Annotated in this window: 15 protein-coding genes and 1 pseudogene; 10 read left to right on the top strand and 6 right to left on the bottom strand. The window is 30.4% G+C overall.

From position 1 onward, the window contains the following. The first annotated feature begins 67 nt into the window (after nucleotides 1-67). The gene (locus V3V28_RS10290) at nucleotides 68-931 is read left to right on the top strand and encodes a cyanophycinase (protein WP_331364929.1); all 864 of its coding nucleotides are present in this window, start codon (nucleotides 68-70) and stop codon (nucleotides 929-931) included. Nucleotides 932-991: 60 nt separating this feature from the next. Here V3V28_RS10290 and V3V28_RS10285 read toward each other — a convergent pair whose 3' ends face one another. Next, on the bottom strand, nucleotides 992-1921 hold the full coding sequence (locus tag V3V28_RS10285; RefSeq protein WP_331364957.1) for an isoaspartyl peptidase/L-asparaginase family protein: 930 nt from the start codon (nucleotides 1919-1921) through the stop codon (nucleotides 992-994). Nucleotides 1922-2019: 98 nt separating this feature from the next. Here V3V28_RS10285 and polA point away from each other — a divergent pair, with 98 nt between their 5' ends. The 3 genes from polA (at nucleotide 2020) to V3V28_RS10270 (ending at nucleotide 7237) form a co-directional block, all read left to right on the top strand. Continuing rightward, a complete protein-coding gene (polA, locus tag V3V28_RS10280; RefSeq protein ID WP_331364928.1) occupies nucleotides 2020-4869 on the top strand; it encodes a DNA polymerase I in 2850 nt (949 codons plus the stop codon). A 122-nt stretch (nucleotides 4870-4991) separates the two neighbouring features. Beyond that, the gene (locus V3V28_RS10275; protein WP_331364927.1) at nucleotides 4992-6845 is read left to right on the top strand and encodes an LTA synthase family protein; all 1854 of its coding nucleotides are present in this window, start codon (nucleotides 4992-4994) and stop codon (nucleotides 6843-6845) included. A gap of 2 nt (nucleotides 6846-6847) precedes the next feature. Further along, the gene (locus tag V3V28_RS10270; protein WP_331364926.1) at nucleotides 6848-7237 is read left to right on the top strand and encodes a hypothetical protein; all 390 of its coding nucleotides are present in this window, start codon (nucleotides 6848-6850) and stop codon (nucleotides 7235-7237) included. 320 nt (nucleotides 7238-7557) lie between these two features. Here V3V28_RS10270 and V3V28_RS10265 read toward each other — a convergent pair whose 3' ends face one another. Together V3V28_RS10265 and V3V28_RS10260 are read right to left on the bottom strand one after the other, a co-directional pair. Beyond that, nucleotides 7558-8097, bottom strand: coding sequence for a hypothetical protein (locus tag V3V28_RS10265; RefSeq protein WP_331364925.1), 540 nt, complete (start codon nucleotides 8095-8097; stop codon nucleotides 7558-7560). A gap of 99 nt (nucleotides 8098-8196) precedes the next feature. Then, nucleotides 8197-10878 (bottom strand): DUF5916 domain-containing protein, encoded by a 2682-nt coding sequence (locus V3V28_RS10260; protein ID WP_331364924.1) that lies wholly within the window; start codon nucleotides 10876-10878, stop codon nucleotides 8197-8199. Nucleotides 10879-11116: 238 nt separating this feature from the next. Here V3V28_RS10260 and rplM point away from each other — a divergent pair, with 238 nt between their 5' ends. The 5 genes and pseudogenes from rplM to V3V28_RS10235 all read left to right on the top strand — a co-directional run bounded on the left by rplM (nucleotide 11117) and on the right by V3V28_RS10235 (nucleotide 15002). Continuing rightward, the gene (gene rplM / locus V3V28_RS10255) at nucleotides 11117-11572 is read left to right on the top strand and encodes a 50S ribosomal protein L13 (RefSeq protein WP_331364923.1); all 456 of its coding nucleotides are present in this window, start codon (nucleotides 11117-11119) and stop codon (nucleotides 11570-11572) included. Next, on the top strand, nucleotides 11572-11958 hold the full coding sequence (gene rpsI / locus V3V28_RS10250; RefSeq protein ID WP_331364922.1) for a 30S ribosomal protein S9: 387 nt from the start codon (nucleotides 11572-11574) through the stop codon (nucleotides 11956-11958). Before rplM ends, rpsI begins: the two co-directional genes overlap by 1 nt. Nucleotides 11959-12106: 148 nt before the next feature. After that, a complete protein-coding gene (rpsB, locus tag V3V28_RS10245) occupies nucleotides 12107-12943 on the top strand; it encodes a 30S ribosomal protein S2 (protein WP_331364921.1) in 837 nt (278 codons plus the stop codon). A gap of 48 nt (nucleotides 12944-12991) precedes the next feature. Next, entirely contained in the window at nucleotides 12992-13957 is a 966-nt protein-coding gene (gene tsf, locus V3V28_RS10240; protein WP_331364920.1) for a translation elongation factor Ts, read from the top strand. 115 nt (nucleotides 13958-14072) lie between these two features. Further along, a pseudogene (locus tag V3V28_RS10235) lies at nucleotides 14073-15002 on the top strand (ABC transporter ATP-binding protein). Between the two features lie 21 nt (nucleotides 15003-15023). On the opposite strand, the gene V3V28_RS10230 reads toward V3V28_RS10235, so the two are convergent. Together V3V28_RS10230 and V3V28_RS10225 are read right to left on the bottom strand one after the other, a co-directional pair. Continuing rightward, nucleotides 15024-16064 (bottom strand): aldo/keto reductase, encoded by a 1041-nt coding sequence (locus V3V28_RS10230; RefSeq protein WP_331364919.1) that lies wholly within the window; start codon nucleotides 16062-16064, stop codon nucleotides 15024-15026. A gap of 153 nt (nucleotides 16065-16217) precedes the next feature. After that, complete coding sequence (locus V3V28_RS10225) at nucleotides 16218-17405, bottom strand: phosphoglycerate kinase (protein ID WP_331364918.1); 1188 nt, start codon at nucleotides 17403-17405, stop codon at nucleotides 16218-16220. 144 nt (nucleotides 17406-17549) lie between these two features. Here V3V28_RS10225 and V3V28_RS10220 point away from each other — a divergent pair, with 144 nt between their 5' ends. After that, entirely contained in the window at nucleotides 17550-18701 is a 1152-nt protein-coding gene (locus tag V3V28_RS10220) for a DNA polymerase III subunit (RefSeq protein ID WP_331364917.1), read from the top strand. Nucleotides 18702-18815: 114 nt separating this feature from the next. On the opposite strand, the gene V3V28_RS10215 is transcribed toward V3V28_RS10220, so the two are convergent. After that, nucleotides 18816-19286 carry a regulatory protein RecX gene (locus tag V3V28_RS10215; RefSeq protein WP_331364916.1) on the bottom strand — a complete coding sequence of 157 codons (471 nt, stop codon included), beginning with the start codon at nucleotides 19284-19286 and terminating at the stop codon, nucleotides 18816-18818. Nucleotides 19287-19334: the final 48 nt, after the last annotated feature.

Raw genomic sequence — 19334 nt, 5'->3', positions numbered from 1 at the left:
AAATATATGTAATTTTTCCTTAAAAATTAACTTAATTTTGCAACCTATATTTTTAATCAAAAAAAAAATGCAATTAGTTAAAGGAACATTAATTCCTATTGGAGGAAACGAGGATAAAGGAATTGAAGAAAGCGAACAATATACTCAAGAGTTTATTAGCGAAGGTATTTTATTTCATGTTGTAAGAGAAGCTGGTGGTATTGATGCTAATATTGTGGTAATTCCTACTGCATCTAGTATTCCTGTTGAAGTTGGAGAAAACTATATGGAAGCGTTTACAACTTTGGGTTGTAAAAATGTAACAGTTTTAGACATTAGAAGTAAAGAAGATTCTGAAAAACAAGCATCTATTGATTTAATAAAAGCAGCAGATTGCATTATGTTTTCTGGTGGAGATCAATCTAAAATTACTGATAAAATTGGCGGAACAACAATTCATAAAATTTTAGCGGATAGATATAAAAACGAAGAAAGCTTTGTAATTGCAGGAACAAGTGCTGGTGCAATGGTAATGGCAAATGAAATGATTGCTGGAGGAAGTGCCTCTGAAGCTTTTATAAAAGGTGCAGTTACTATGTATCATGGATTAAATTTAATTCCTGAATTAATTATTGATACACATTTTATAAGACGTGGTCGTTTTGGAAGACAATCTGAAGCGGTAGCAAAACACCCTAATTTAATAGGAATTGGCTTAGCTGAAGATACTGGAATGATTATTAAAAACGGGAGCGATTGTACAGTAATTGGTTCTGGGATGGTAATCGTTTTTGACGGAAGCAAATTAACGCACAATAACGAAAAAATACTAGATGAAGGTACACCAATGACTATGGCAAACCTTACAGTTCATGTACTTTCTAATAGCGATATGTACTCAATTAAAAATAGAAAAGTTAGCGTTTTAGCTATTGACGCTCCTTTTATTTAAACTTAATTAGGCACAAATTATCACTAAAAAATAGTGTCAATTTGTGCCTAACATTTTTATTTATAAATAAATAGAAACCTCCTCTTCACCGTTTGAAGATTTACAAGCTCTATACATCCCTTCAGTATTAAAAGGCATTGCAATATTTCCTCTTACATCAACAGCAATTAAACCGCCGTCGCCACCAATTTCTAAAATTCTTTTATTAATTACTTCATTAGAAGCTGCGTCTAAAGACATTTCTTTATGTTCCATTAAACACGCAACATCATACGCTACGACTCCGCGGATAAAAAACTCACCACTTCCTGTACAAGAAATTGCGCACGTTTTATTGTTTGCATAATTTCCTGCGCCAATCATAGGAGAATCTCCTACTCTACCAAATTTTTTGTTTGTCATTCCTCCGGTTGAAGTTGCTGCTGCAATGTTTCCATCTTTGTCACAAGCAACCGCACCAACAGTTCCGAATTTTGAATCTTTTTTCTTTGCGTGATCTAATTGAAAACTATCAGTATCTTTTATTTCTAACCATTGGTTATGACGAAGTTTGTCATAAAAATAAGTTTCATCTTCAATAGTATAATTATTTATTTTTGCGAATTGCATTGCGCCTTCTCCTGCTAAAAAAACATGCTCGCTTTTTTCCATTACATCTTTAGACAACGAAACAGGGTTTTTAATTCCAGTAATTAATGAAACAGCTCCTGCATTTAATGTTTTTCCGTCCATAATAGACGCATCCATTTCATGTGTTTCGTCAGCAGTAAAAACAGCACCTTTACCTGCATTAAACAAATGAGAATCTTCTAAAACAATTACTGCTTTTTCTACCGCATTAACTGCTGTTCCTCCGTTTTCTAGAATAGCATAACCTGCATCTAAAGCTAGTTTTAAAGCCAATTTATATTTAGCTTCTAATTCAGAAGTCATCATTCCTTTTACTAAAGTTCCTGCTCCGCCATGAATGGCTATTGAAAAATTATTCATCATTTTAATTTTAGAGGCGAAAATTACAAATTGCATTTCAAATAATTAGAATTAAACGCATAAGTTTTTGTAGTTTTATGACTTCAATAAATTTTACAATGTCAGATCAAAAAAGAGTTTTTTTAGTGGATGCTTTTGCATTAATTTTTCGCGGATATTATGCGTTTATTAAAAATCCAAGAATTAATTCGAAAGGGCTAGATACATCTGCAATAATGGGTTTTATGAACTCACTTTTAGATGTAATAAAACGAGAAAGACCCGATCATTTAGCTGTCTGTTTTGACAAAGGCGGAAGTGTAGACAGAGTAGAAATGTTTGAAGCTTACAAAGCAAACAGAGATGAAACTCCTGAAGCCATAAAAATTGCGGTTCCTTATATACAAGAAATTTTAAAAGCCATGCACATACCAATTATGGTAAAAGCTGGTTTTGAAGCAGATGATGTTATTGGAACACTTTCTAAACAAGCAGAAAAGGAAGGTTACAAAACCTTTATGGTAACGCCAGACAAGGATTTTGCTCAATTAGTTTCTGAAAATATTTTTATGTATAAACCTCGTTTTGGCGGTGGTTATGATATTTGGGGAGTTCCAGAAATACAAGAAAAGTTTGGAGTTGAAAGACCAGAACAAGTCATTGATTTTTTAGGAATGATGGGCGATTCCGCTGATAATATTCCTGGTTTACCAGGAGTAGGAGAAAAAACTGCAAAGAAATTTTTAGCACAATATGGTTCAATGGAAAATCTGTTAGCAAATACAGCAGATTTAAAAGGGAAAATGAAAGAAAAAGTGGAAGGCGCAAAAGAATTAGGCTTGCTTTCTAAAAAACTGGCTACTATTATGCTAGATGTTCCTGTAACATTTAATGCGAAAGATTTTGAATTAGATCAACCAGATATACCAAAAGTAACGGAGCTTTTTAATGAGTTAGAATTTAGAAACTTATTAACTAATTTTACTAGAACTTTTGCAGTTGAAAATGCTCCAAAAGCAAATGCTGTAGAAAAGACAACTGAAGAGAAAACAAAAGTTACTCCCAAAAAAGCAACTCCAAATCCAGAAGGGCAGTTTGATTTATTTGCTACACCAGGAACCGGAACTACTTCTGAAGCAGTTATTGCATCAGGATTTAAAACAATAGCTAATACAAATCATTTTTATCAACATATAGATTCGTCTTTATCAAGAAAACTATTATTAAAAAAGTTAATGCAACAAACTTCTGTTTGTTTTGACACAGAAACTACAGGTTTAAAAGCCTTGGAAGTTGAATTAATTGGAATTGCTTTTTCTTTTGAAGTTGGAAAAGGATATTATGTTTCATTTCCAGAAGATCAAGAAGAGACTAAAACTATTTTAGAGGAGTTTCGCACGTTTTTCACTTCCGAAGGAATCGAAAAAATTGGACATAACTTAAAGTATGACATCAAAGTTTTATCGAATTACAAAATGCCTGTAAAAGGGAAATTGTTCGATACGATGATTGCGCATTATTTAATTAACCCAGATATGCGACATAATATGGATATGTTAGCGGAAACATATTTAAACTATCAGCCAGTTTCTATTACAGAATTGATTGGTAAAAAGGGTAAAAATCAACTTTCTATGCGCACTGTTGATTTAGAGAAACAAACAGAATACGCTGTGGAAGATGCAGACATTACCTTGCAATTAAAAGAACATTTTACCAAAGAATTATCTGAAGGAAACCTAACAAAATTATTTAACGAAGTAGAATTACCTTTGGTTTCGGTTTTAACAGCTATGGAAATTGAAGGGATTAACGTAAACACAGATTTCTTGAAAGAATTATCTGTTACCTTAACGGATGACATTAACAAACTAGAAAAAAGTATTTATGAACAAGCTGAGGAAGAATTTAATATTGCTTCACCTAAACAATTAGGTATTGTTTTGTTCGAAAAAATGGAATTGGTTAAAAAACCTAAAAAGACAAAAACTGGCCAATATAAAACAGGAGAAGACATTTTATCTTTCCTTGCAAAAGACCATCAAATTATTAGAGATATTCAAGAATATAGACAATACAAAAAATTATTGAGCACTTATGTAGATGCACTACCAAATGAAGTGAATCCTAAAACGGGAAGAATTCATACAGCATATGCACAAGCCGTTGCTGCTACAGGAAGGTTGAGTTCTAATAATCCTAATTTACAAAACATTCCTATTAGAACAGAACGTGGTAAAGAGGTTAGAAAATCATTTATCCCAAGAGATGAAAACTATGTTTTGTTGGCAGCAGATTATTCTCAAATTGAATTGCGAATTATTGCCGCTTTAAGTGATGAAAAAACCATGATAAATGCATTTAAAAACGGTGAAGACATTCATGCTTCAACCGCAGCAAAAGTATTTAATATTCCGCTGAAAGAAGTTACACGCGAACAACGTAGCAATGCAAAAACGGTAAACTTCGGTATTATTTATGGCGTTTCTGCTTTCGGTTTAAGCAATCAAACTGATTTATCTAGAAGTGAAGCCAAAGAATTAATTGATACGTATTACGAAACATATCCAAAATTAAAAGCCTACATGTCTGCACAAGTAGATTTTGCTAGAGAACATGGTTATGTAGAAACTGTTTTAAACAGACGCAGGTATTTAAAAGACATCAATTCTAGAAACGCAATGGTTAGGTCTGGTGCAGAAAGAAATGCTGTAAATGCACCAATACAAGGTTCGGCAGCAGATATTATAAAACTGGCAATGATTAATATTTATAATCGGTTTGAAAAAGAAAAATTTAAATCGAAAATGTTATTACAAGTACATGATGAATTGGTTTTTGATGCTCATAAAGACGAATTAGATACTATTAGACCAATAATTAAATATGAAATGGAGAATGCTTTTAAAATGAGTGTTCCTCTAGATGTTGAAATGGATTTAGGAAAAAATTGGTTAGAAGCACATTAAAAAATGAAATGATAAATTTAAAATTGCCTAAAAGATATAGTTTATTAAAAGCATTTGCACTCACTTTTTTAGTTTTTGCATTTGTTGTTAGATTGTGTTTGTGTTTTTTTTCAATAGAATTTATGGACTTTTCAATTATAAATTTAATTAAGATTTTTAGTATTGGTTTGTTTTATGATATTGGTTCGCTATGCTATTTTTTAGCACTTTATGTTGTTTATTTATTCTTTGTTCCTACAAAATTTCATGGAAGTAAATTAGATAAAATTATTACTAAATTTAGTTACGGATTATTTCTATTCATAATCATATTTTCTTTTTTATCTGAAATACCTTTTTGGCAAGAATACCAACGTAGATATAACTTTATTGCTGTTGATTACTTATTATATACTTACGAAGTTATAGAAAACATTCATCAGACTTTTCCACTCCCTTTTTTAATTGGTGTTATTGTTATTATTCTGTTTTTATCAATTCGTTTTGCTAAAAAAAGAAATGCTTATAAGCATACTTTTGAAAATTCAGATTCATATAAATTGAAATTAATTCCATCAACAATTATACTTTTAATTTTAGCTTTATTTCATTTTAATATAAAGAATATTCAAGCAGAAAACTTTACAAATGTCAATGAAAATGAATTGGCTAAATCTGGTTTGTATTCATTTTTTGCAGCCTATAAAAGTAACGAGTTAAACTTTAAAGAATTTTACCCTACTATTTCATCAGAAGAAAGTTATGCTATTTTAAGAGCTAATGTTACTGCCGAAAATGATAGTTTAATAATGTATAAAAAAGATATAAAAAGATTTATAAAAAACAACGGAGAAGAACAAAAACCAAATGTAATTTTTATTGGCTTAGAAAGTTTAAACGCTAGTTTTATGAAACGATTTGGAGAAAAAGAAAATTGGACTTCGGCTATAGATTCTTTGGCTAGAGAATCTGTTTTTTTTACAAATTTATATGCTACAGGAACTAGGACTATTAGAGGGATTGAAGCAATAAGTTTAGCAATACCGCCAACCCCAGGAAGAAGTATTGTAAAACGAGAAAATAATAGTAATTTATTTACAATTAGTGAGGTTTTTAAGCAAAAAGGATACACAAGAACTTTTATGTATGGTGGTGATGGTCATTTTGATAACATGAATAATTATTTTAGTTATAATGGATTTGATATTGTTGATAGAAAAAAAGCTCACCGATTAAAAGAAAATTTACCTACAAAAAGAACTCGAATTAAAGACAATGAAGTTACTTTCGAAAACGCTTGGTCTATTTGTGATGGTGATTTGTATAATCAACTATTAAAGACTGCAGATGACCAATACAAAAGTAAACAACCTTTTTTTAATTTTGTAATGACAAGCTCAAATCATAATCCATATACATTTCCGGAAGGCGTTATAGACTCTAATGAAAAGACTAGAGAAAACGCTGTAAAATATGCTGATAAAGCTTTTGAACTTTTTTTTAAAAAAGCAAGAAAAAAACCTTGGTTTAAAAATACTGTTTTTGTAGTAATGTCAGATCATTGCGCATATAGTGCTGGTAGAACCGAAATTAATGTTCAAAGCCATCACATTCCTGCGTATATTTTCAATTTAAAAAATAAAGCACCAAAAGAGGTTGCTAAATTATCTTCTCAAATAGATGTTTTCCCAACACTTTTTGGGTATTTAAATTGGAGTTATACTACTCGATTTTTTGGAAAAGATATTTCTAAAATGACCCCAAAAGATGAGCGTGCTTTTATTGGAAATCATAGAAAAGTAGGTCTTCTAAAACCAAATAAACTTTTAATTTTAGAAACACAAAAAACACACGCTACCTATTCTTGGAATAAAAAAGATAATAAACTTACTGAAACGAAATCTGATACTGTTTTCTTAAAAGAAGCCATTTCTTATTATCAGTCTGCTTATGAATTATTTAAAAATGATGGGTTAAAAATACTTCCAAAAAAGTAAAAATGGAATTAGATTATTTAGAAAATTATAATGGTCTTGACGAAAATATTGTGCGTCTTTACAACTTTAATAAAGAGGAAGCAATACTATTTAGAGACTTATTAAAAGAAGCTATTATTAATAAAAAACAAAAGTTAGATTTAGCGCATGTAGATTTTATAACACCGCGTAATTGTAATTTAATTTTCGGGTTATTTACATCAGATGAAGGAATAATTACAAAAGATAATCAAACTTTTTTCTGTATTTTAACTTTAGAAGGTTTTACCAATATGATAGCTCTTTTAGAGCCTTTTTGTAAAAAAGAAACTAGGTCTTATCAATATTTATATGATATAGATAACCCTACTGAATTGATGTTTTCTCCTTCGGCCAGTTATGTTGAGGAATAAAACAGAAAATTTTACAAAATTAATTGAGTTGCTTCTAAATTCAAAAACGCTAACTACGTTATCCACTGATATAAAATATTGAAATGATTTTATATCTTTCCATTGGCTATAATTACAGAATGAGAATGAAATAAATATTTATAATTTTAGAGATCAGTATTTAAATTCATATCTTTAAAGCCAACACGGTATAAAATTAATTGCTGGCTTCTCGCCAATTTATGAAAGTCCTCTCACAGAATTTCTATCTGTGATTTATTTGCTAAATTTAGTACTTAAAAACGCAACAAGCCCTACAGAATAACGATAACGAATCTCCTCTAAAAAAAAGAAAAACCCAAACCGAAAGAAACACTATCTAACCTGTTATTTTCAAAACCAGCAATTCCTTTTCTATGAAAATCGATTCTAAAAACAGTATTCCATCTTTTTTCACCAGCAACTTTAATCCCTAGACCAATACCATAATAATTGCCATTTGGGTAATTAGAAGATGGAGTCCACATTTTACCATATCTAACTTCAACAAAATGATTACTATCGTGTTTATTGGTTATATTATATCTTAAACTTCCAAAGGTTGGAAAAGCATTTACAGCATAATTCCAATGAATATCGTAACCAGAATTAAATGCAATTGCTACTCTTTTTTTAAATTCATAACCAAACCCAATTCTAAAGAATAAAGCAGAAGGAACAATTAAAGTACCATTATCATCATCATCATTTCCTATTTGATAATCTTCATTAATTCCTAAAGTAAAATTTACATCTCCAGTAAAAAATGCACGTCCTAGTTTTTCTTGAGAATTCGTTTTTAATACTAAAAGTAAAATTAAAGCAAGTAATAATTTTTTCATAGAAAATTTTTAGGTTTTCTCTTATTTATCAAAAATTATTCCACTTTATACTGCTACCTAATTAAATATTATTATTAAAATAAAACCTCTTCTAGAAAACTACCTCACAAACCTATAAGTAGCTTTTACTAAAAACGTGTTATTTGCAGGAGTATCAAAAGCTTGTGTTCTTACGCTTTCACTTAAAGAATCATTAAAGTCTTGAGAACCAGAAGAACCTCTAGCCCAAACAAAAAATAATTCTGAACCCGGAGTATATTCCCATCTTACCACCAAATTTGTTTGAAATTGTACATAAGAAAAATCTGGTTGCCCAAAAGCATAATCAGAATTTCCGTTTGCATTATCATCAACTAGATAGCCTCCATTTGGGTAATTGTATTCTAATATCCCATCATTATCTAAATCAATAGCAATTGGTTGATCTGTATATGAGATTTGATTTTGATTGTAAAAGTTAACTCTATCATTTATACTTGAAGCTGTAGAATTATTTACAAAATTAAAATTAGAATACCTTCCTCTAGAAATAAATGGTTGTCCGTAAAATTGTACAGAAAAATTAGGATTCAAACTGTAATTCAATCTTAAAGTAGTTGTCCAAGTATCATTTTCTATATTTCCTAAAATGTATCTTTTTAAGTTTCCAAAATCTCTTGCGGTAACATATTGTGTTTTATCTTCAGTTCTAGCAAATTGATTGTTAAGAGACATACTAAAAGAATCGAATGGCTGATAATCTATTCTAAAACTATATCTATTTCTTTTAAAAACTCCTTCATCGCTTTTTATATCTACATAACCCAATCTAAAACTAATTTTTTTACTTCTATCCGAAGCAATAGATCCATAATAAAAGCGATCATCTGCAGCACGCCAACGTGGCCCACCTCTTAAAAAGGCATTTCTATAAATTTGACTACTTGCACCATGTCCTATTTCTGAAGACCAGTTATTTTTCCAACTTACATTTCCTTCTATTTTGTATCTTAATTTGTTTAAATTTCCGCCAAAATCATAATTATTAGATTGCTCTAAACCAATACTTATATTTCTATAGATTCCTTTAGGAACTTGCCAAAGATATTTAGCTCCTGCAAACTGAATTATCTCATCTGTTTGTCTTAAAAAACCAACATCATTTAGTTCTAATTCTGGAGAACGCCATACAAAACCGCCATTGTAACGCCAATTTCCGCCACCTTGTTTTCCTACTTCAATTCTACCTCCAGTACCTGTTAAAGAAGTTCTATTTACATCTAAATCTACATAATCCGCATCAGTTCTTTGAAACAATCTTGCAATTGATAGTTGTGTGTTTTCTATAGCTTCTTTGCTTCCTGTAACATGGCTCATAATTCCGTTTCCTTCAACATAAAATTCTCTTTTACGCCAAGTGTGTCTAAAATCTAAACCTCCTGTATAAGCGGCTTTGTGTAATTTAGAAAAATTACCATCTAAATTTCTGTTTGTTGCTGTAAAAACCCCTCCTATAAAAGAGTTACGTTCATTAAAATCTTTTTGAGCTCTGGCAACAAAGTAGTTTGTTAAAGGTTCTACAATTTCTTTTCTTGTAGCACCACTTGTTTCTCTAATTTCAGCAAATTCATTTGCCGTAAGACTTTCTAAAACACCAATAGACCAACCATTCTGTGTTTTTCCAGAAAATTTTGCAGCTCCTAAAATTGTTGTATTTATTGGGTTATTAGCATATTCTCTAGTTGCGGTAGTAGCACTTCTATGAGGGCTTCTACCAATTCTTCTACTATAAAAAAGATTATCTCTTCCGTTTGCGAATTTAAAATCGAAAATATTTTTATTTTCTACAAAAAAGGGTCTTTGCTCTCTAAAAAATATCTGAAATCCATCTAAAGCAATTGCGCCAGGATCAGCTTCTACTTGTCCGAAATCTGGATTTATTGTTAAATCTAAAGTCAAATCATTGGTAATTCCAATTTTTGCATCTAAACCAGCATTCAATTTAAAATCACTTCCGTCTCTAAAAGGATTATTTCCTTCCTTCGGATAAGAATCGTATTGTAAAACAGTAAAGGGCTGAATTTCTAATTGTTTTTGAGATTTTAAATCTATTAAACCATGTAATTCACCAGCTTCACTAATAAAGCCTGCTTGGTCATTTGGTATTCTTTGCCAAAGAGACCTTTCTTGAAGTCTAAAAATGGTTCGATTTATGTTAAACCCCCAAATTTGTTCTTTTGCATTACCGAAACGTAATTGACTAAAAGGAATTTTCATTTCTGCGGTCCAACCTTTATCATCTAAATTTGCATCTGTATACCAAATAGGGTTCCAACTTGCGTCCCAATTGTTTCCGTTTTTAGTTACAATTTCTTCACCTTTAACACCAGCAGCAGTTGTTGTAAATACAAAAGCGGTTCTTTTATCATGATAACTGTCTATTATTACATTTACTCTATCTCCTGCAAAACCATCTCTTCTAGTTAATCTTTGTTGAATTAATTCTGGATTGTCATCTAAAGCTCTAATAGCAATGTATAAATATTTTGCATCATACATTACTTTAAACTTTGTTTGATGTGTTGGCGCAGAACCTTCATTGGGTTGTTTTTCTACAAAATCTGATGACCATTCTACCACATCCCAAGCATCTTCATTAATTTCGCCATCAATAATAGGTGTTTTAACCAGCTTTTTGGTGATGTAAATTCGCTTTGTAATTTTATTTAACGATACATCTTGTCCACTTATTTTCAATACAAAAAAGAGACTAATAATTATTATTGAAGTAGAAAGTTTCATAGCTTTTTGGGTTGATTTTATTATCTAAAAAAGACTTATTTATAGCCTTAAGATGATTATACAAAAGTACCTTTCTATTTTCTTAAGGTTTTCTTAAGATTCTGTTAATTTTTATTGAAGTAAAAAAGAAAAAAAATATTCTAAAACACTATTTGTCAATTAAATAAATAGCATTACATTTGCACTCCTTTTTTAAGGAAAATGAATTTATTAATATACAAAAACTAATAGTGTAATTATGAACACATTAAGTTACAAAACAGTATCAGCAAACAGCGCTACCGTAAACAAGGAGTGGGTTTTAGTTGATGCGGACGGGCAAACGTTGGGTCGTCTATCTTCTAAAGTAGCAAAGCTAATTAGAGGTAAGTATAAACCAAATTTTACTCCTCACGTAGATTGTGGAGACAACGTGGTTATTATCAACGCAGAAAAAATTGTTTTAACTGGTAAAAAATGGACTGAGAAGTCTTACATCCGTCACACAGGATATCCAGGAGGACAGAGATCATTAACTGCAACAGAAATGTTTGAGAAAGATCCTACGAGATTAATCGAAAAAGCAGTAAAAGGAATGTTACCTAAAAATATTTTAGGAGCGGCTCTTTTCAGAAACTTGTATGTATATGCAGGAACTGAGCACAAACAAGCAGGTCAAGAACCTAAAGCTATTAACCTTAACGATCTTTTATAATGGATATAGTACATAAAATAGGTAGAAGAAAAACAGCTGTTGCTCGTATTTATCTTTCAGAAGGAAAAGGAAATATTACTGTAAACAAAAAAGATTACAAAAATTATTTCACTACAGCAACTTTACAATATAAAGTGCAACAACCATTAATGTTAACAGAGAACTTAGAATCTTACGATATTAAGGTAAATGTTTACGGTGGTGGTGTAACTGGTCAAGCAGAAGCAATTCGTTTAGCAATCACTAGAGCATTAGTTCATATTGATGCTGATCATAGAATTATTTTGAAACCAGAAGGATTATTAACGCGTGACCCAAGAATGGTTGAACGTAAGAAATTTGGTCAGAAGAAAGCACGTAAAAAATTCCAATTCTCGAAACGTTAATATCTGCGCAGAATTTTTTCTGCACTATATTATATCGAGAACTGTTATTATTACAAATTAATATTAAACAGTTTAGCATCTAAATATATAAGACTCGAAAGACTACTTATATATTGATTTCAAAACAGAAAGTAAACACATTTATAAAATGGCAAAAGTAAATATTCAAGAATTATTAGATAATGGTGTACATTTCGGACACCTTACTAGAAAATGGAATCCTAACATGGCTCCATATATTTATACAGAAAGAAATGGTGTACACATCATTGATTTGTATAAAACGGCAGCTAAAATAGAAGAAACTTCAGAAGCTTTAAATAAAATTGCTAACTCTGGACGTAAGATTTTATTTGTAGCTACAAAAAAACAAGCAAAAGATATTGTTGCTGAAAAAGCAAAAGCAGTGAACATGCCTTACATCACAGAAAGATGGCCAGGTGGTATGTTAACTAACTTTGTAACTATTAGAAAAGCGGTTAAGAAAATGGCTTTAATTGATAGAATGAAGTTAGATGGTTCTTTTGATGCATTGTCTAAAAGAGAGAAATTACAAATCAATCGTCAGAGAGAAAAATTAGAAAAGAATTTAGGGTCTATTTCTGATATGACTCGTTTACCTGGTGCATTATTTATAGTTGACATCAAAAAAGAGCACATTGCAGTAGCAGAAGCTATGAAATTAAACATTCCTATTTTTGCAATGGTAGATACAAACTCTGATCCTAGATTAGTAGATTATGTAATACCAGCAAATGATGATGCTTCTAAGTCTATAGACAAAGTATTATCTTTTGTAACAGATGCAATTGCAGAAGGTTTATCAGAAAGAAAAGCAGACAAAGAAAAAGTAAAAGAAACTAAAGAGGTTGCAGCTGCACCAAAAGCAGAAAAAACAACTCCTAAAGTTAAGGAAGTAAAAGAAGAAGCAAAGGTTGAAGCAGCTCCAGAAGTTACAGAAACACCTGCTGAAGAAAAAAAATAATTTAAGAACAATTTAGAAACTTCGGTTTCATTATAAAAAATAAGTGACATGGTAAAAGTAAGTGCTGCTGACGTTAAAAAATTAAGAGAAGCAACTGGAGCTGGAATGATGGACTGTAAAAAGGCATTAGTAGAAGCAGAAGGAAACTTTGACGAAGCAATAAATGTTTTACGTAAAAAAGGTCAAAAAATTGCTGCAAAAAGAGCTGATAGAGAATCTACAGAAGGAGTTGCAGTAACAAGAATTAATGACTCTAAAACTGCTGGTGTAGCTATCGTTTTAGCTTGTGAAACTGATTTTGTTGGTAAAAACGAATCTTTTGTAGCTTTAGGTGGTCAATTTGCAGACATCGCTTTAAATTCAGCAGATAAGGAATCTTTTTTAGCTGCAGATTTTGGAGGAATGACAGTTGCCGAAAAACTAGTTGAACAAACTGGTGTTATTGGAGAAAAGTTAGAGATAACAGCTTTTGATAAAATAGAAGCTGCTTATGTTGGTGCTTATACTCACATTGGTAAAATTGCTGCTATTGTTGGTTTATCTGCTGTTGTAGATAATGCTGAAACTTTAGCAAAAGATGTTGCAATGCAAGTTGCTTCTATGGGTGCATCTACATTATCTTATAAAGATTTTGATTCTGCATTTGTAGCTGCAGAAACTGAAGCTAGAATTGCGGTTATCGAAAAAGATAATATTGAATTAGGAAGGTTAGGGAAAACATTGAAAAATGTACCTCAATTTATTTCTATGTCTCAATTATCTGAAGGTGTTTTAGTAAAAGCTGAAGAAGCTGCAAAAGCCGAATTAGCTGCTGAAGGAAAACCAGAAAAAATCTGGGATAGAATTTTACCAGGAAAAATGGAAAGATTCATTTCTGACAATACAACTTTAGATATGGAGCAATGTCTTTTAGATCAAGCTTTTATTAAAGATGAAAAGAAAAACGTTGCTGGGTATGTAAGTACTTATGGTGATGTTTCTGTAAGTGGATTTAAAAGAGTTACTTTAGGATAATAATATTCTAAGTATCTTTTCTGATAATCATTTTCAGTAAAATATAAAGGTAGTAACTTCTGTTACTACCTTTTTTTTATAAAAATTTTTACTGATAAAAAGCTATTTTTACAACATGCTAATAGTTAATACAATCTCCTTTGGTTATTCTAAAAACAAAACTGTTCTAGATAACTTCAACTTTACTTTAAAAGAAGGTGAACATTTATGTGTTATGGGAGAAAGTGGTTGCGGAAAATCAACACTTTTAAAAGCAATTTACGGATTATTAGATTTAAAAAAAGGTACTATTTTCTGGAAAGAAAATCAGATTTTAGGACCAAACCATTATTTGGTTCCAGGAATGGGTTTTTTAAAATATGTTGCGCAAGATTTTGATTTGATGCCTTATATTTCAGTATCAGAAAATATTAAAAAATTCCTTTCTCGTTTCTATCCTGAAGAAAGCGAAAAAAGAACACAAGAGTTGTTAGGTGTAATAGAAATGAAGACTTTTGAGTACGTAAAAGTAAAAAACTTAAGTGGAGGGCAAAAACAACGAGTTGCTATTGCTAGAGCACTTGCAAAAGAAACTGAATTGCTTTTATTAGATGAACCTTTTGGACAAATAGATAACTTTAAAAAAAACTCTTTAAGAAGAAATTTATTTAGCTATTTAAAAGAAAAGAATATTGCTTGTATTGTTGCAACGCATGATAAGAATGATGCACTTTCATTTTGCTGATAAATTAATTGTAATTCGTGATAATATAATAGATGCAAACGGTTCTCCAAAGGAAATTTACAATAACCCAAAAGAGAAATATGTTGCTGCTTTGTTTGATGATGTAAATGAAATAACAACTAACAATAAAACAGTTTTGTTTTATCCGCATCAAATAGCAATTGTAGAAAAACCAGCATAAAAGCAACTGTTTTAAGTGCTTATTTTAAAGGTTCTTATTGGTTAATTGAAGCTGAATTTAATCAACAGAAAATATACTTAAATCATACTTCTTATTTACAAAAAAACGCTAAAATCAATTTAGAAATTAGCGCTTTTTAGATTACTTTATAATTTAACTTTTTATGGTGCAGGGTTAGGAATTTCCGCATGAACTGCATTAATTTCTTTAATTATATCATCACTCAAATCAATATTTATAGAATTGATATTCTCTTTTAACTGACTTGTTTTAGTGGCTCCAATAATATTACTTGTTACAAATGGTAATTGATTTATAAAAGCCAAAGACATTTCTGACAATGTTAATCCGTGTTTCTTGGCAATTGCTTCATATCTTTTTACAGCTTCTAAAGAACCATTGCCCATATAACGTGCAATAAATCTTGGAAATAAAGTTCCTCTTGCTCCTTCGGGTAAATTTCCATTTAAATATTTTCCTGATAAAACTCCTTGTGCCAAAGGAGAGTATACTAATAAACCAATATTTTCTCTCATAGAAACTTCACTCATACCATATTCATAAGCTCTATGAATTAAAGAATATGAATTCTGAATTGTAACAGGTCTAACTAAATTATTAGCTTCAGCAGTTTGCAAATACTTCATAGCTCCCCATGGAGTTTCGTTAGATAAACCAATCGATTTTATAGTTCCCGATTTTACAAAACCATTTAATGTTTCTAAAATTTCTAAATGATTTTCTGCTCCTTTTGTAGAATTTTTAAAAGGATAATCTCGCAAACCAAAACAGTTTACACCTCTATCTGGCCAATGCAATTGATACAAATCTAAATAATCTGTTTTTAAACGTTTTAAACTACCTTCTATCGCTTCTATAATGTTTTGTTTGGTAAAACCACCTTTTCTAATATGTGCGGTATAATCTCCGCCGCCAGCAATTTTACTTCCTAAAACTACATTTTCTCTGTTTCCTGTTTTTTTGAACCAGTTTCCAATAATTCTTTCCGTTTCTGCGTAGGTTTCTGCAGTTGCTGGAACAGGGTATAATTCTGCTGTATCAAAGAAATTAACTCCTTGTTCTAAAGCATAATCCATTTGTTTATGACCTTCTGTTTCAGTATTTTGATTTCCCCAAGTCATGGTTCCTAAACAAATTTTAGAAACTTTTATATCTGTATTTGGTAATCTTGTGTATTTCATATTTCTGTATAAACGTGTAATTGTTTATTTGTTATATTTTATAAAAACTGAAAGCTAAATTAGAAACTAATAATTTAAACAAAAAATTAAGCGTGTAATTTTTTACAATTACACGCTTAAACTTTTAAAAAAATAAACAGTTACACGAATAAACTATTTCAAAATAGCATCTATTCCTGGCAACGTTTTTCCCTCTAACATTTCTAACATTGCGCCACCACCAGTAGAAACATAACTTACTTTTTTAGCAAAACCAAATTGCTTAACTGCTGCAACAGAATCTCCGCCACCAACTAAAGAAAAAGCTCCTTTTTTTGTTGATGAATCAATAGAATTACCAAGAGCAATTGTTCCTCCTGCAAAAGATTCCATTTCAAAAACACCCAAAGGCCCGTTCCATAAAATCGTTTTACACTTATTTACTACAACATCAAAAATTTCTCTAGATTTTGGACCAGCATCTAAACCTTGCCATCCATCAGGAATTTTATTAATGTCTAAAATTTGTGTGTTTGCATCATTAGAGAAATCATCTGCAGCAATAACATCTACCGGAATGTGAACTTCTACTCCTTTTACTTTCGCTTGTTTTAAAATTTCTAATGCTAACTCCATTTTATCGTCTTCACAAATAGAATTCCCAACAGATCCTCCTTGTGCTTTAATAAAAGTAAAACTCATACCACCACCAATAATTAAGTGATCTACTTTATCTAAAATATTTTCAATAACCGTGATTTTTGAAGATACTTTTGCACCACCTAAAATAGCTAAAACTGGTTTTTCAGAATTGTTTAATACTTTATCTATACTTTCAATTTCTCTTGCTAATAAGTTTCCGAAACATTTATTTTCTTCAAAAAATTGTGCAATAATTGTTGTTGAAGCGTGCGCTCTATGTGCAGTTCCAAAAGCATCATTTACATAGATATCACCTAATTTCGATAACTTTTCTGCAAATGCAGCATCACCTTTTTTCTCTTCTTCATAAAAACGAAGATTTTCTAATAATAAAATTTCTCCAGATTCTAAATTAGCAACTGCTTCGTCTACTTTATCACCAATACAATCTTCTACAAATTTTACATTAACGCCTAAAATTTGAGTTGCTGTAGCTGCAATATGACGTAATGAAAACTCTTCTTGTACACCTTTTGGTCTACCTAAATGAGACATTAATATACAGCTTCCGCCTTGTTCTAAAATATCTATAATTGTAGATTTAGCAGCTTGAATTCTAGTAGCATCTGTTACTTCAAATTTATCATTTAAAGGCACATTAAAATCTACACGAATAATTGCTTTTTTATTTTCAAAATTAAAATCTTTTAAAGTTTTCATTTTATTATATTAATTTTCAACAAAAATACCTAATTATTTAGGTTTATAGAAATTGAAAACACAAAAGTTAAAATATCGATTTCGTTAACTACTTTTTTAGGTTTTTCAATTATTATACTGATAAATTAACACTTATATTTGTGCATGCTTTTCAACCAAATAATAGGTCAAGAACATATTAAAAACTACTTAAAAGTTTCTGCTGAAAACGGAAGAATTCCGCACGCACAGTTATTTGTAGGTAAAGAAGGGAGCGGTACTTTGCCAATGGCAATTGCTTATGCACAGTATTTATTGTGTAATTTTTCTGATAATGTAGATGCTTGCAACATAAAATGTAACAAACTACAACACCCAGATTTGCATTTTGCTTTTCCGGTAAACTCTAATGCAGGAGGTATAACAAAACCAGTTAGTGATAACTACTTAAATGAATGGAGAAGCTTTATTACTGAACAACCATATAGTAGTCTTTACAATTGGATGGAATATATTGGGGTTGAAAAAAAACAAGGAAATATAAGTAAAAATGAATCTGATATAATTTTCAAAAAACTTAATTTAAAAAGTTACGAAGGTGGTTTTAAAGTGATGATTATTTGGTGTGCAGAAAATTTAACATCTCAAAGCGATGCAGCAGCAAATAAACTTTTAAAACTAATTGAAGAGCCGCCTAATAAAACTGTATTAATTTTAGTTACAGAAAACGAAGAACAAATTATAAGCACAATTAGATCAAGATGTCAAGCTTTACATTTTCCAGCTTTAAGCGAACAAGATATTACGAATACTTTAATTGTAAATCATCAAGTTTCTGATAATGAAGCTGCAAAAATTGCACATCAAGCAGAAGGAAATTACAACAAAGCAATTCATTTACTACAAAATGATGGCAATGATTTAGTTTTTGAAGAATGGTTTATTGCTTGGATACGAACTGCGTTTAAGGCAAAAGGAAATGCAGCTGTAATTCAGCAGTTAATAGAATGGTCTGACACCATTGCAAAAACCGGAAGAGAAACACAAAAACAATTTTTAGAATATTGTTTACAGTTCTTTAGACAAGCACTTTTATTAAATTACAAGTCTGACCAGTTGGTTTTTATGGAAACAAAAACAGAATTTAATCTTTCTAAATTTGCTCCTTTTGTACATTCAGGAAATATTCTAGAAATAGAAAAAGAGCTAAATACTGCCATGTATCATATTGAAAGAAACGGTAATGCAAAAATTGTTTTATTAGATCTTTCTATGAAATTAACTCGGTTTTTGCATAAAAAAGAGGAAACTGTTTAATTTTTTTTGAAGCTATTTCCAGCTTTTCATTATATCTTTTTGTGAAAAACAAAAAGGATGTCATTACAATCTGGGCTAAACCTTTTTGCTAACTGTTATATAATCTAATTTTAATTAAGAAACAACTTCATTTACTGCTTTATAAATAAGGTCGTTTTCAAAACCTTTACGCATTAAAAAGTCAATCAATTTTTTCTTTCTTTTATAAATATTTGGTTCAGAAATTACAGCATTTCTATTTTCTGTAATTCTGTAAATAGTGGCTATGTATTCATCTTCATCAATTTCTTTAAGAGCCGTTTTAATATTATAAGCAGAAATATTTCTGAACTTTAATTCTCTTACAATACGGTGTTTTCCCCAGCTTTTAATTCTAAATTTTCCCCGAGCATAACTTTTAGAAAAGCGTTCTTCATTTAAAAAGTTATCTTTCATTAAACTTAAAAGAATAATTTCTCTTGCTTCTGGTATTAAATTATAATCGCGTATTTTTTGTTCTACTTCTTTATGACAACGATCTTGATAAACGCAATAGTTTTCTATTTTGCGTTTAATTTCATTTATGGTATAAGATTTGTTTGTCATAATAGCAAACATACAAAAAGAACTAAAACAATTTCTTCTTAAATACCT

The sequence above is a fragment of the Polaribacter sp. genome (assembly GCF_036480315.1).
GTDB lineage: Bacteria > Bacteroidota > Bacteroidia > Flavobacteriales > Flavobacteriaceae > Polaribacter.
This window is presented reverse-complemented; position numbering and strand designations above follow the sequence as displayed.

Excerpts from the sequence above, each read along its gene's own strand:
- V3V28_RS10290 (WP_331364929.1), top strand. The coding sequence starts at position 68 with ATGCAATTAGTTAAAGGAACATTAATTCCTATTGGAGGAAACGAGGAT.
- V3V28_RS10265 (WP_331364925.1), bottom strand. The coding sequence starts at position 8,097 with ATGAAAAAATTATTACTTGCTTTAATTTTACTTTTAGTATTAAAAACG.
- V3V28_RS10220 (WP_331364917.1), top strand. The coding sequence starts at position 17,550 with ATGCTTTTCAACCAAATAATAGGTCAAGAACATATTAAAAACTACTTA.
- rpsI (WP_331364922.1), top strand. The coding sequence starts at position 11,572 with ATGGATATAGTACATAAAATAGGTAGAAGAAAAACAGCTGTTGCTCGT.
- V3V28_RS10225 (WP_331364918.1), bottom strand. The coding sequence starts at position 17,405 with ATGAAAACTTTAAAAGATTTTAATTTTGAAAATAAAAAAGCAATTATT.
- V3V28_RS10215 (WP_331364916.1), bottom strand. The coding sequence starts at position 19,286 with ATGACAAACAAATCTTATACCATAAATGAAATTAAACGCAAAATAGAA.
- V3V28_RS10270 (WP_331364926.1), top strand. The coding sequence starts at position 6,848 with ATGGAATTAGATTATTTAGAAAATTATAATGGTCTTGACGAAAATATT.
- V3V28_RS10230 (WP_331364919.1), bottom strand. The coding sequence starts at position 16,064 with ATGAAATACACAAGATTACCAAATACAGATATAAAAGTTTCTAAAATT.
- rpsB (WP_331364921.1), top strand. The coding sequence starts at position 12,107 with ATGGCAAAAGTAAATATTCAAGAATTATTAGATAATGGTGTACATTTC.
- V3V28_RS10275 (WP_331364927.1), top strand. The coding sequence starts at position 4,992 with ATGGACTTTTCAATTATAAATTTAATTAAGATTTTTAGTATTGGTTTG.
- V3V28_RS10285 (WP_331364957.1), bottom strand. The coding sequence starts at position 1,921 with ATGAATAATTTTTCAATAGCCATTCATGGCGGAGCAGGAACTTTAGTA.
- tsf (WP_331364920.1), top strand. The coding sequence starts at position 12,992 with ATGGTAAAAGTAAGTGCTGCTGACGTTAAAAAATTAAGAGAAGCAACT.
- polA (WP_331364928.1), top strand. The coding sequence starts at position 2,020 with ATGTCAGATCAAAAAAGAGTTTTTTTAGTGGATGCTTTTGCATTAATT.
- rplM (WP_331364923.1), top strand. The coding sequence starts at position 11,117 with ATGAACACATTAAGTTACAAAACAGTATCAGCAAACAGCGCTACCGTA.
- V3V28_RS10260 (WP_331364924.1), bottom strand. The coding sequence starts at position 10,878 with ATGAAACTTTCTACTTCAATAATAATTATTAGTCTCTTTTTTGTATTG.